Source organism: Emticicia sp., from assembly GCF_043780375.1.
Classification (GTDB): Bacteria; Bacteroidota; Bacteroidia; order Cytophagales; family Spirosomataceae; genus Emticicia.
In genome coordinates, this window is sequence record NZ_JAYWCU010000223.1 from 1 (window position 1) to 12,839 (window position 12,839).

Here is a 12,839-nt window from a genome sequence, read left to right on the forward strand (position 1 = left end):
CGTTCGTTTTGGCGTATTTTTAAGTATTGCATATCGCTTTTTTTTGCAAAGGTCGCACAAACGCACGTTAATATAATAATTTAGTGTTCAAAATGTCTAGTATTAAAAGCCACCATTCAAAGTCCTTATTGGCTGAAAAACACGCCTATTGATACCGTTTATAGAAAATTATTAAAGTTGAAATATTGAAACTCGTTATTTTACGTTTTATGACTTAGTAACCTTAAAAGTGGTCAGACTTTAATCGCAGACCTATTAATTAAATTTTGATGAAAAAGCCCAATTTTCCTTCCATAGTTCTTTCTTTTTCTTTGGTATTACTTCTTGTTGCTTGTGGAGATAAAAAAGTACAAACTACTTCGGGTGATGCTTCGCAAAATAAGGCAAATAGCCCTGCCATTTACACATTGATTTTTATTGATAAAACCGCCAGTGTTGATGTGTCGAATCCTTTTGTTGCCCAAAAATATCAGCAAGCTTTGACCTCAATCATTGAGCAAAATGTTAATAAAGAGGGCGATAAATTTGAAATTTATTATATCCACGAAAATACTTCAAAAGGCCGTAGTTTATCTTTGATGTGTCGCACTGAAATGGATAATACCGAAGGAATGAATGCTACAGACATAGAAGCTGCCAAAACTTCCTATGATTTGTCTATTAGAAAAGAGCGAAACTATATTGCTAAACAATCATTAACTCGCCTTAATACACAAAATAGCAATGCTTCCAATCGCGAAACTAATATTCTTTCGAGTATTCCAGTAATTGCAAAGGCGGCAGAAACTCAGGCTATAGTAAAAGTTTATTACTTAAGTGATATGGTAGAGAGTGTGAAAAGGGGCAGAGATTTTCAAATAAAACCACCTAAAGATAATAGTGAAGCTGAAGAATGGGCAAAAACTGATGCTGACCAATTTAAAAATTATGCTTTGAATAGCCCCGACATTTCGATGATTTTGCCATTCGACCCAATGAGTTCAAGTAAAATAAATAATCCAACGGTTACGTACTATTGGACGAAACTATTTGAAAACATGGGCGTAATGAGCATTTCAGAATTATAAACTAGCTCGCTTTACATGTTACAAACTTTTTTATAGAAAATTATATTTGAAAAATATTATCTATCTCCTCTTTCCCTTATTTTTATCCGAACTTCTTCCATTTTTCGAACTGTTCCCACTGCCACGTCTTGGGTTTTCTTTTGGTTTTTTGCCCCCTCTTGTGGTTGATAGTATCATTTTATCGCCAATACCTACCAATTCCAAATCCATGCTTCTACGCTCCAAATCTGTGCCTTTCACTACTACTTTTACGGCATCGCCAAAGTTGATAACTTTGCCTGTACGCTTACCTACTACTCGGTAGTTGGCTTTGTCCCATTCATAAAAATCATCATTCAAATCTGCCAATCGAACCATGCCTTCGCAACTTGTTGAAGTAATTTCTACGAAAATACCAAAATCTGTTACACCTGTTACAATACCATTGAAAACTGTTCGTCGGTCTTGCAAACTCATAAACTCAACTTGCTTATATTTAATTGAAGCTCTTTCAGCTTCAGCAGCCATTTTTTCTCGGTCAGATGAATGTTTAGATTTCGTTTCAAAATCTTCTCCCGAAATAGTGCTTTTCTTCTTGGGCGAAAGCGTAATATAATATTGCAAAAGTCGGTGAGCCATCATATCAGGATAGCGACGAATAGGCGAAGTAAAGTGGCTATAATGCTCAAAAGCAAGTCCAAAATGCCCTAAAGGTTCGGTTGTGTAACGAGCCTTCGACATGGTGCGAACGGCCAACTGTTCCAACACATTTTGCACTGGTGTTCCTTCTACTTCTGCCATCATCTTGTTCATCGAATTGGACAATGTTTTTTCAGAATCAGTCTTTATTGAAAAACCAAAACGTGCAGCAAAATTGGCAAAATTTTGTAGTCTTTCAGGGTTTGGTGGCTCATGAACTCGATAAACCATTGTATTTCCTTCTTCACTGGCAGCATGTTTCTTTTTAAACACAAACTCTGCTACTTTTTTATTAGCCAATAGCATAAACTCTTCGATGAGTTTGTGAGCATCCTTTCTGATTTTCAGAACCACGCCCAAAGGTTTTCCTTCGGCATCCAATTGGAATTTTACTTCATTCGTTTCAAAATTGATTGCTCCATTTTTAAAACGCTCTTTTTTCAAGATTTTAGCAATATGGTTGAGCGTATGAAGCGGAAAGCGGTATGCCGCCCATTGGTACTGCTCTAAAACCTCATTCGATTGTGTGTCAGGATCCAGTACATCACTTTCAATGTTTTCTAAAACTTCTTGAGCTTCTTCATAAGAAAATCTTTGGTCAGAATGAATAATCGTTCTACCAAACCATTCAGTTATAACTCTGCCATCGTGAGTCATTTCAAAAACTGCCGAAAAAGTCAATTTATCTTCATTTGGGCGAAGAGAACAAAGATTATTTGATAACTTTTCGGGCAACATCGAAATTGTGCGGTCAACCAAATAAACCGAAGTGGCTCTGTTATAGGCTTCATCTTCCAATTTTGTTCCTTCTTGCACATAATGCGTAACATCAGCAATATGGATACCAATTTCGTAATTGCCATTTTCTAATTTCAAGAAACTAAGAGCATCGTCAAAATCTTTAGCATCCGATGGATCAATCGTAAAAGTGAGTATATTTCTAAAATCTCGTCTTTTTTTGATTTCTTCTGCCGTAATAACTTCCGAAATTGCCGCAGCTTCATCTTCTATCGCTTTGGTAAATTTATTTGGTAAGCCAAATTCCGCCAAAATTGCGTGCATTTCAGCATTATTCTCGCCAGCTTTTCCAAGAATTTCGATTATTTCGCCAACGGCCTGTTGCAGTCCAGTTGAATATTCATTGATTTTAATAATAACCAAATCGTCTTTTGTAGCTCCATTAATTTTATCTTTTGGAATAAAAAAATCGCCGTGTAGGTTTTTATGGTCAGGTTTTACGAGTGCATAATTACCAAAAACTTGAACTTTCCCAACAATTTCGGTTCTGCCACGCTCTACAATTTCAATCACTCGCCCTTCTGGGTTATCTCCTTTTTTATAAAACTCGCCATAAGTAGTTACCTTTACTAAATCGCCGTCGATTGCTCCATTCAAATCATCACCACTAACCCAAACATCAGGTTTAGTAGCATCATATCTAATAAATCCAAAGCGTGAATTTACGTGGTCGAGGCGACCAACAACTGCATTTGCGTTTGCATCAACGGTGTATTTTCCTTTATCAACTTGCTGTACTTTGCCGTCTTCAACCAAGCTTTCAACAATCATTGAATAGACTAATTTTTCTTGCTTATTAACTACATCGTAATGCGTATATAGGTCTTGAAGTGTGTATGGACGTTCGGTATTGACCGAAAGAAAAGCCAAAATTTCAGCTTTTAATTCGTCATAATATGATTTTTGTTTGTTTTTTGCCATTTGTTGTTAATCAATTTTGCTCTACTCCTTGCCAATCGTACATTGGGTTTTGAGTTGGATCCCAATTTGGATAGATTAAGAAATGTTTTTCTTGAATTTTGTTCATCAAGATATTTCTCAATTCTCCCAAATTTTCTTTGTATTCTGCCGAAATAAACACTACATTTTCGGTGTTTTTTGTTAAATAACTATTTTTTAGTTTTTCAAGATTTCTTTGCAAATCATCTTCTGTGATGGTTTCGAGATGCTCGTCAAGGTTTTCTTCTGATTCGGGTTTAAAAAGGTCTAATTTATTAAAAACCAGTACCATAGACTTGTCAGACGCACCAATTTCGGCCAATGTTACATTCACAACTTCAATTTGCTCTTCAAAAGATGAATGTGAAATATCAACCACATGAATCAAAATATCAGCTTCTCTGATTTCGTCCAAAGTAGATTTGAAAGATTGAACCAATGAAGTAGGTAGTTTTCTGATAAAACCAACGGTATCGGTTAGCAAAAAAGGAATGTTTCCTAAAACAACTTTTCTAACTGTGGAGTCAATGGTTGCAAACAATTTATTTTCGGCAAATACCTCAGTTTTTGCCAATCGTTGCATCAAAGTCGATTTACCAACGTTCGTATAGCCTACTAAAGCTACACGCACCAATTGGTCGCGTTCCTTTCGGCGAGTAACACTTTGCTTGTCAATCAGCTCCAATTTATCTTTCAAAAAAGCAATTCTATCTTTTACAATACGTTTATCTGTTTCCAATTCCTTTTCACCAGGGCCACGCATACCGATACCCCCTTTCTGGCGGCTAAGGTGCGACCACATTCGGGTTAGGCGAGGAAGCAAATATTGGTATTGTGCTAGCTCAACTTGGCGTTTGGATTGGTCGGTTCTGGCACGTTGCGAAAAAATATTAAGAATGAGTAAGCTACGATCAAGAATTTTTACATCTTCAAAGTTTCTTTCCAAATTTCTAACTTGCGGAGCAGATAATTCATCATCGAAAATAATGCTGTCAACAGGATTTTCGATTAGAAAAGTTTTTATTTCTTCTAATTTTCCTTTGCCCACAAAAGTTTTCCCGTCGGGACGTTCGAGGCGTTGCGTAAAAATTCTAATAGTTTTTACGCCAGCGGTAGTCGCCAAAAAGTTTAATTCGTCAAGATACTCTTTGGTTCGTTCAGCATTTTGCTTTTGCGTGATGAGACCAACCAAGATTGCAGTTTCTTGCTGCTTAGTTGTAGAAAAAGTGAGTGTGTTAATCAATTTACTAAAATATTTATTACCTTAAAATAACGCTTTGTTGTACTGAAAAGTTTCTTATGTTTTGGCACAAGTCTATTAAATGTAGATAAAAAAAGAATTAAAAGCAAATTTAAGGGTATTTTTATAAATAAATTTGACTACATTAACAAATAAATTGTTAAATAATATCAGACTTTAAAACCTTTTTCAAACTTAATTTGTTGATTATAAGTAGGTTATAAATAAAAATACCTCTTTAATTATTTTTCACAAAAAGTTTGGCACGTTTTTGGTAAAAGTAATTAAAGGTTGAAGAATAAATTATTTGACGCTAATAATCATCTGTAAACCTAAAGAAAAAAGGTGTAAAAGTCCACCAAAAGGAGCAGATTATTGCTAATAAGAATGTTACTAAATCAATAATTTTTACTAGAAAGTAAGTTAAATGGGAGGCATAAAAATCGACCCACTGAATAAGAAAATTGAAACAATATTTTTTTTATTCCAAAATTATTTAACTTTGCTTTGGAAAGATACCCAAAATGGGATTTTCCTCGGAAAATTCAGCAATGAAATTTCTATTTTTTGAAGTCGAATCCAATTATAGAGCTTATACATGGATTATTAGGAAAGCACGTAAGTCGGAATCCCTGCCACTATTTTTGAGGTAGGGATTTTTTTTATACGTAACTTTGCGATGAAGGTAATGAGGCATGGAGTTTTTTTTAAGATAGGAAAAAAAAGAAAATACAATGGGAGAGAAAATAGCAAAGAAAGTTGATGTATCGAACAAGAAAGCAAGTTTTGAGTATTTTTTCTTGGAAAGATATTCAGCAGGAATGGTCTTAACGGGTACAGAAATTAAATCTATTCGATTGAATAAATTTAGTATGGTTGATGCCTACTGTTATTTTGATAGAGATGAATTATACGTCAAAAATCTAAATATATCGAAATACGAACAAGGCACCCATTATAACCACGACCCGCTTCGTGATAGAAAGTTGTTGTTGAAAAAAAAGGAGCTTAAAAAATTAGCTAATAAGCTAACTGATAAGGGTTTAACGATAATTACTACACGTTTATTTATCAATGACGGCGGCTTTGCAAAATTAGATATTGCCTTAGCCAAAGGTAAAAAACTCTACGACAAACGTGATAGTATAAAAGAAAGAGATGTATCTCGTGAGCGGATGAGAGATGAGTAAAAACGGTTTATTATTTCAAAAGCTCATCCATTTTTGCTTGATATTCTTTAAATTTTTCTAAATCTCGATGATGTCCGCCCTGCAAAGTGGTGAGCGTTTTGTCGGGGTTTCTGTTTGTTGTGGTTAGTAACTTTATACTTTGGTTATAAGGCACAACTTCATCGTCTGTTCCATGAAAAACGTGTATATCGCAGTGTACTTTTGGTAGCCATTGATGAGCAGGAACTTTAAATTCAGAAACGTATTTAAATGGAAATATCGGCAAATGACTCCAAGCTACATCTGGCAGACTGTAATAAGGTGTTTCGAGGATTAATTTCTTTACTGGATTTTCTGAGGCAACTTTAATTGCAGCTCCACAACCCAACGAACGTCCATAAAGTATAATTTTATCGGGATTGTAACGACGACTTAAATCATCAAATATATATTGGGCATCATTCAAAAAGTTTTTTTCGTCGAATCTACCATTGCTTTTACCAAAGCCACGATAATCGTACATCACTACATCGTAGCCACGCTCAGTAAATTGGGTAGCGTGTTCGCCCCAACGAGCTAAGTTGTCAGCATTTCCATGAAAATATAAGACTGCTCCTTTGGAAACGCTATCTGTTGTCGAAAATCGAAGGGAATTTATTTTGATGTCAGACGTAATCTGAACATAAAATTCTTCGCTTTTAGGAAAATCGAAATGATAATCTTTTGCTAATTTTTTAGGATGTAGCAAAATAAAACGTTGAAAAAGTATCAATGTCAAAATAAGAACGACATAGATTGTGATAGCTATTTGTAGGTATTTTAATTTAAACACAGATTGTAATAAAGATTAAGGTTAAATGGTCAGGCCGATGTTTTGTGTTGCTGGGCATTCGTAAATCATAATTTCAGTGGCAAACCACTCGTCAATGTTTTGTTATATGTTTATCAAAAATCAAATCGAATCTATCAAGTAAAATTTCTTCTAAATGTTTATGATATTCGGGAAATGAGGGCAAATTATTATGTCCACCACCATAAATCGGAACTAAATGAGTTTTTTGCGGAGCTAATTTTGATAAATGTACGCTCGACCTAAAAGGGATTAACATATCTTTTGTGCCATGAATGATATAGATCGGACATTTTACAAACTTAATATATTGGTCGGTTCTGATAGAAAACCGTAAAATCATCGTTACTGGCAAAAAAGGCAAGAAACGGTTCATCAGCTGCGAAAAACTATAATAAGGAGCATCAAGAATTAGCATTTTAGGGTGATTCTTTGAAGCTAATTTGCAAGCAAACCCCGAACCTAACGAGCGACCATAGATTACAATATTTTTTTCATCGTAACCTTTCGACTGCATTTTATGATAAACTGCCTGTGAGTCTTCATACATTCTGTCTTCGTGTCGTTTTCCTGTACTTTTACCAAATCCTCGGTAGTCAATCATCAAAACATCGTAGTCGTGCGAAATGAAATCTTTGGCATATTTTGCCCAACCTTTGATACTTCGAGTATTTCCATGAAAATAAATTACCAAACCTCGTGTTTCTTCACCGACATCATAAAACAGCAAACCGTTAATTCTGGCTCCGTCGGGCATATCAAAAAACAACTCCTCAAAATGGTCATCGTAGCGAAATTCAAAATCTTGTGAAAGTTTTTCGGGCTTAAAAATAAAATATTCTTGAACCTTATATGCCACAACGCAAATAACGACGTATAATACAATTACTAAAATGATAATTTCGGCAACAGACATTGGGCAAATATTAAAACTTTTGCGAATTTATCATTTTTTGTGATGATTTCCCAAAATCACTTTTACTTTACGGTCATCCAACTGGCTTTAAGCATCGGGTGGTTTATGCCATCGCGAGAATTATTCAAAAACTTATGTTCATAATCATAAACCAACTCAACCATTATATCCTTAAAAAGTTCTAATTTATCTTCTCCTAAAATCTCGGCAAATTTTTGGTTGATGTGTCGAGTACAATTTTTCCAATCGAGCATTGCTTGGAAACCTTTTTCGGTGTGCTTTACAATCAAAGCTCGGGCATCGGTTTGGTCTTTTTCCACTTTCACAAAGCCCTCCTTTTGCAATTCTTTAATCAATTTACTCATTCCTTGCTTGGTCATTCCTGCCCCCGTCGCCAATTTATTTATACTCGTTCCTTCCAATTCAATATGCACTAAAGCCACAATATGACCCACTCGAAAGTTTTCGTAGCCAATTCCTTTCAGATAATCACCTGCTAAATCGCTCATATATCTGTAGGTTCTATTTAGAAGTCTCCCTAAAAGTCGCTCTTTATTGGCTTTAAATGCTGCAATCTCCTTCAACAATTCGTCTTCCATGGTTCCTAACTATTTGATTCTCAAATACAAAGATACAATAAAAAAAATAATTGTCAATATACTTGACTAATTTAGTAAACTTGGTTTACCTTTGTGCAAAAATTAGAGATTCGATAATTAGACTTCCTGCGAAAGTATTTTAAGTCGAAAAACACCATCTTTTCGGCTACAAATTGAGCAAATTTTTCAACCGTAGCGGTGCTATGGAATTCTATTCGGGCTTCAAAATTTCCTCAATTTTCGCTTGAAAGTCTACTATTTTTCAATCATAAAACACTTTCGCAGGAAGTCTATTAATGTTTGGATTAAAATTATTAGTTCAAACATCGAAGCTTAAACATCATTTATCGAAAATAAATATATGGAAATGGCACAAAAGAAATCGTTCAAAAATTACATTCCTCGCATCGTTTTATTACTAATTGTGATCGGAGCTATGATTTATGCTTATAAAAAATATGAGTATAATCAGATGTACGAAACTACCGAAAATGCTCAGATAGAAACATATACAATGCCAGTTGTACCTCGTGTGGGCGGTTATGTAAATGCTGTCAATATGAAAGATTTTGAGCAAGTAAAAAAAGGACAATTATTGGTGGATATTGACGACAGTGAACAGCAATTAGCTTTGGTCGAAATGGACGCCATGTATCAGCAGCTATTGACCGATGTAGAAAATGCAAAAGCAACTATTAGAAATACAAATATGACTATTGCTGCTGCTGAGTCAAATATAAAAACAACGGTTTTGCGTAAAGAAAAAGCCCAAAAAGATGCCAATCGTGATGAAAAACTGTATGCTGATAATGCAATTACGAAACGCCAAACCGATGATAGTAAATCTAATTTTGATGTACTCAACGCTCAATACGATAGCCAAAAACAAGATGTAACCGCTTCAAAATCTCGAATAGATGTACTAACTTCAAATGTACACAAAGCTGAGGCGGCTTTGATGGTGCAAAGAGCTAAAATTGACCAACAAAAACTACGCCTGACTTACTCGAAAGTGTATGCTTCAGAAAATGGCAAAATTGGAAGAAAAAGTGTTGAACCAGGTCAATTTATTCAACCAGGGCAAACTTTGGCTACAATTGTACAAGATTCATTGTATTGGGTAGTTGCCAATTTCAAAGAAACCCAAATTAGACGTTTGGCAGTTGGGCAAGAAGTTAAAATTATATTAGATGCTTATCCTGAGTTAGAATTGAAAGGCAAAATTGCTGATTTTTCGGATGCAACAGGAGCAAAATATGCTTTACTTCCACCTGATAATGCAAGTGGAAACTTTGTAAAAGTTACACAAAAAATTCCTGTGAAAATAACTATTGAAGGTGTTGAAAAACTTCGTGATAAGTTGCGTGCTGGAATGAGTTTGGAGGCCGAAGTAAAAGTTAAATAATTTTCATGGAAAATATTGTAAATAAAACTACTTCAACGGGTGCTACTGCTGCAGGAACGGCTCGGTTTGTTATTGTCTTAACAACCGTAACCGCTTCAATTATGGAGTTGCTCGATACAACGATTGTAAACGTGGCACTCAACCAAATATCGGGGTCGCTTGGAGCCACGATTGAGGATATTGCTTGGGTTATAACTTCTTATGCTATTGCCAACGTAATAGTGATTCCGATGACAGGTTTTTTAGCTGATTATTTTGGTCGAAAAAATTACTATTTGGCTTCAATGATTTTGTTTGGAATTGCCTCTTATTTGTGCGGAAACTCAACTTCGTTATGGGAGTTGGTTTTTTGGCGTTTTGTACAAGGAATAGGCGGGGGAGCATTACTTTCAACTTCACAAGCAATTTTATTTGATGCTTTTCCTGGGAAAGAACGAGGTACAGCTTCAGGGCTTTTTGGTATGGGAATCGTACTTGGACCAACACTTGGGCCAACGGTTGGTGGGTACATTGTTGATAATTATGCTTGGGGCAACATTTTCTTTATAAATGTGCCAATATGTATAATTGCAACTGTTTTGACAATCTTGTATGTTCCCAAAAAAGAAGGAGAAGGCACCCAAAAATCAAAAATTACGATTGATTATCTTGGAATTTTGTTGCTTATCGTCGGTGTTGGTTCATTGCAATATATTTTAGAAAAAGGCGAATCGAAAGATTGGTTTCAGTCTAAAGAGATTTCGATAGTGGCATTAATGGCAGCTCTTGGCATTGTCGGATTTATAAGTCGAGAGCTTAATACCGAACATCCTGTAGTTAATTTAAGGGTTTTTGGCAATCGAAATTTTGCTTTTTCATCAATTTTTGTGCTTGTTTCTGGAATTGGCTTGTTTACCTCAATATTTATTTATCCCGTAATGGTTCAGCGAATAAATGGGTTTACGCCTTACGAAACAGGGCTATCTTTGCTTTTTCCGACCTTGACAATTTTACCTTTATTCCCAATTTTGGGTAAACGGATGTCTGCCGGAGCATCACCGATTCCGTTTGTTGTTGCAGGAATTGCCATTTTTGCATTCTTTGGTTTTTATAGTGGTACTGCAACAGCCGACATGGGACGTTGGGATTTTTACCCGATACAATTGATGCGTGGTTTAGGAACAGTTTTATTGCAATTACCATTGATTAATGCCTCAGTTGCAGGTTTAAAGCCAAATGAATTTGGAGCAGGAATTTCACTAACAAATATGATTAGGCAACTCGGTGGGGCATTTGGTATTGCTTTGGCAAATAACTATGTAACGCTTCAATATGCCCAACATCGCTCGGATTTAGTAGCCAATTACACGCCAACAAATCCTTTGTTTATTGAAAAACTAAATGCAATTAAAATGGGCTTTATGGCTCGTTCGGGTGACGCTTTGCAAGCAACTACTCAAGCGTATCGTCAATTAGAGTTATTGCTTGACCGTCAATCTTACTTTTTGGCATATTTAGATACATTCCGAATCATTTCAATTTTCTTTTTGTGCGTATTGCCTTTAGTGGTTTTACTTCGAACGAAGAAGAAAAGTCCAGAAGAAATTGCCGAAGCTGCTAAAGCCGCCGCGGAGTCTCATTAATAAGAGAACCATTTATCATCGAGTAAATTTTGAAAAAAATCTCATATCTAATTTTAAAAATATGAAAATCAATAAAATATTAGGGCTTTTATGCATATTTTCAAGTCAATTTGCTATTTCACAAGATAATGTGATATTACCACAACTTATCAAACAGGCTTTAGAATATTCGCCAAGAGTGAAGGAACAACAACAATTGTTGAGCGTTGGTGATTACCGAATTAAGGTGCAAGAAAGCGGACTAAAACCTCAAGTAAGTGGAGAGGTAAGTTACTCTCGCCTTGACCCAATTGCAGAAGCAACGCTCCCAGTTGATGGTGTGGCACGAAAGTTACAGTTTCAACCGCACAACAATTATAATACAAATATTGGTGCATCATACATAATTTATGATTGGGGAAAATTTAAAGCTGGTATTCAGAAAACTTTACTCGAAATTAAGCAACAAAGTGATGGAATTGAGGCATTAAAGCATACATTGGCTTATCAAGTTGCACAGTTATATTATGGCATCATTTACTTGCAAAAAGCTATTATTGTGCAGCAAGACCAATTGAAGTTGATTCAAGAAAACGGTAAAATTATTGGTGATAGAATCAAAAGTGGCGATGCCTTAGATTATGATGCGGTGCAGGTACAGGTTCGTTATAAAAATGCCGAAATTCGAGTTGTTGATTTACAAGGACAGCTCGAAAAACAATATATTTTTCTGAACTCATTGATTGGCTCAGATGCTCGAAAACTAATTTCAAACAATGCTGAATTTCAATTTTCAAATGCCAAATCGGACATTCAAAGTACTTATAATGAAGCAATTGTAAATAATTACGACTTAAATGTCTTAAAAAGTAAAGAAGGTGTTTTAGCACAAGAAATTAAAATTTCATCAATGAGCAGTTTACCACAATTTGCCGCAAATGCAGCGTTGGGTTTAAGAAATGGTTATCTGCCAAATATTGCTACTTTGAGGCCTAATTCGCTTTTGGGCGTAAAGCTAACGGTACCTATTTATACCGGAAAGCGTGGAACTTATAATACACAAATTGCTAAGATTAACCTTGATGCTGCCAAACAAAGCACCGAATATCAAAAAATGCAAATTAGTCGAGATATTGAAAATGCTTTCAATGATATAAAAGTGGCAAATCAGAAGAAAGAATTAGCTAATCGTAATGTTTTTCAAGCAGAATATAGCTTGAAATTGGCAAAAGTTCGTTTAGAAAACGGTGTAAGTACGCCAGTAGAAATTCAAGCTGCTGAAACAGGTTTAGAAGATGCAAAATTCAGTTTATTGCAATATGATTACCAAGCACTTTTGGCAAAGTTAGAAATTGGCCGCTTGTCGGGCGTGAAGTTTTGGTAAAAATTAGATTAGAAAATTATTTTTTCAAAAGAAGCACCTTTTTTGTTCAAAGAAGGTGCTTCTTTTGTATTGAAGTTGAAAAAATATAAATTTTACTTTTAAAACCGTACACAAATAATAATACTTGGAGAAATTAGACGAGTAAAAGACAAACTCGCCTAATTTTGTAAAAATATATAATTATAATATGTAC

Annotated in this window: 10 protein-coding genes; 5 read left to right on the forward strand and 5 right to left on the reverse strand. The window is 35.2% G+C overall.

The window, feature by feature from the left end:
• Positions 1 to 269: 269 nt before the first annotated feature.
• Positions 270 to 1,067, forward strand: a complete 798-nt coding sequence (locus ACH2CJ_RS17255) for a hypothetical protein (protein WP_394994464.1) — start codon at positions 270 to 272, stop codon at positions 1,065 to 1,067.
• 60 nt (positions 1,068 to 1,127) lie between these two features.
• Here ACH2CJ_RS17255 and rnr read toward each other — a convergent pair whose 3' ends face one another.
• Both rnr and hflX read right to left on the reverse strand, forming a co-directional pair.
• Positions 1,128 to 3,464, reverse strand: coding sequence for a ribonuclease R (gene rnr / locus ACH2CJ_RS17260; RefSeq protein WP_394994466.1), 2,337 nt, complete (start codon positions 3,462 to 3,464; stop codon positions 1,128 to 1,130).
• A gap of 10 nt (positions 3,465 to 3,474) precedes the next feature.
• Positions 3,475 to 4,725 carry a GTPase HflX gene (gene hflX, locus ACH2CJ_RS17265; RefSeq protein WP_394994469.1) on the reverse strand — a complete coding sequence of 417 codons (1,251 nt, stop codon included), beginning with the start codon at positions 4,723 to 4,725 and terminating at the stop codon, positions 3,475 to 3,477.
• Positions 4,726 to 5,456: 731 nt separating this feature from the next.
• Between hflX and smpB the strand changes: the two genes are divergently transcribed.
• On the forward strand, positions 5,457 to 5,912 hold the full coding sequence (gene smpB, locus ACH2CJ_RS17270) for an SsrA-binding protein SmpB (protein ID WP_394994471.1): 456 nt from the start codon (positions 5,457 to 5,459) through the stop codon (positions 5,910 to 5,912).
• 10 nt (positions 5,913 to 5,922) lie between these two features.
• Here the strand turns inward: smpB and ACH2CJ_RS17275 are convergent, their stop codons facing one another.
• The 3 genes from ACH2CJ_RS17275 to ACH2CJ_RS17285 all read right to left on the reverse strand — a co-directional run bounded on the left by ACH2CJ_RS17275 (position 5,923) and on the right by ACH2CJ_RS17285 (position 8,256).
• Complete coding sequence (locus tag ACH2CJ_RS17275) at positions 5,923 to 6,723, reverse strand: alpha/beta hydrolase (RefSeq protein ID WP_394994474.1); 801 nt, start codon at positions 6,721 to 6,723, stop codon at positions 5,923 to 5,925.
• Between the two features lie 91 nt (positions 6,724 to 6,814).
• Positions 6,815 to 7,657: an alpha/beta hydrolase gene (locus ACH2CJ_RS17280; RefSeq protein ID WP_394994476.1), complete on the reverse strand. Its 843-nt coding sequence runs from the start codon at positions 7,655 to 7,657 to the stop codon at positions 6,815 to 6,817.
• A gap of 62 nt (positions 7,658 to 7,719) precedes the next feature.
• Positions 7,720 to 8,256, reverse strand: coding sequence for a MarR family winged helix-turn-helix transcriptional regulator (locus ACH2CJ_RS17285; protein ID WP_394994479.1), 537 nt, complete (start codon positions 8,254 to 8,256; stop codon positions 7,720 to 7,722).
• 367 nt (positions 8,257 to 8,623) lie between these two features.
• On the opposite strand from ACH2CJ_RS17285, the gene ACH2CJ_RS17290 reads away from it, so the two are divergent.
• The 3 genes from ACH2CJ_RS17290 to ACH2CJ_RS17300 all read left to right on the forward strand — a co-directional run bounded on the left by ACH2CJ_RS17290 (position 8,624) and on the right by ACH2CJ_RS17300 (position 12,646).
• Positions 8,624 to 9,661: an HlyD family secretion protein gene (locus ACH2CJ_RS17290; protein WP_394994482.1), complete on the forward strand. Its 1,038-nt coding sequence runs from the start codon at positions 8,624 to 8,626 to the stop codon at positions 9,659 to 9,661.
• Positions 9,662 to 9,666: 5 nt separating this feature from the next.
• Positions 9,667 to 11,283 carry a DHA2 family efflux MFS transporter permease subunit gene (locus ACH2CJ_RS17295; protein ID WP_394994485.1) on the forward strand — a complete coding sequence of 539 codons (1,617 nt, stop codon included), beginning with the start codon at positions 9,667 to 9,669 and terminating at the stop codon, positions 11,281 to 11,283.
• Positions 11,284 to 11,344: 61 nt separating this feature from the next.
• Positions 11,345 to 12,646, forward strand: coding sequence for a TolC family protein (locus tag ACH2CJ_RS17300; protein ID WP_394994487.1), 1,302 nt, complete (start codon positions 11,345 to 11,347; stop codon positions 12,644 to 12,646).
• The last annotated feature ends 193 nt before the right edge of the window (positions 12,647 to 12,839 follow it).

Bases quoted from the DNA above. Each gene is read 5' to 3' on its own strand.
- ACH2CJ_RS17255 (WP_394994464.1), top strand. From the start codon at position 270: ATGAAAAAGCCCAATTTTCCTTCCATAGTTCTTTCTTTTTCTTTGGTA.
- rnr (WP_394994466.1), bottom strand. From the start codon at position 3,464: ATGGCAAAAAACAAACAAAAATCATATTATGACGAATTAAAAGCTGAA.
- smpB (WP_394994471.1), top strand. From the start codon at position 5,457: ATGGGAGAGAAAATAGCAAAGAAAGTTGATGTATCGAACAAGAAAGCA.
- ACH2CJ_RS17280 (WP_394994476.1), bottom strand. From the start codon at position 7,657: ATGTCTGTTGCCGAAATTATCATTTTAGTAATTGTATTATACGTCGTT.
- ACH2CJ_RS17285 (WP_394994479.1), bottom strand. From the start codon at position 8,256: ATGGAAGACGAATTGTTGAAGGAGATTGCAGCATTTAAAGCCAATAAA.
- ACH2CJ_RS17290 (WP_394994482.1), top strand. From the start codon at position 8,624: ATGGCACAAAAGAAATCGTTCAAAAATTACATTCCTCGCATCGTTTTA.
- ACH2CJ_RS17295 (WP_394994485.1), top strand. From the start codon at position 9,667: ATGGAAAATATTGTAAATAAAACTACTTCAACGGGTGCTACTGCTGCA.
- ACH2CJ_RS17300 (WP_394994487.1), top strand. From the start codon at position 11,345: ATGAAAATCAATAAAATATTAGGGCTTTTATGCATATTTTCAAGTCAA.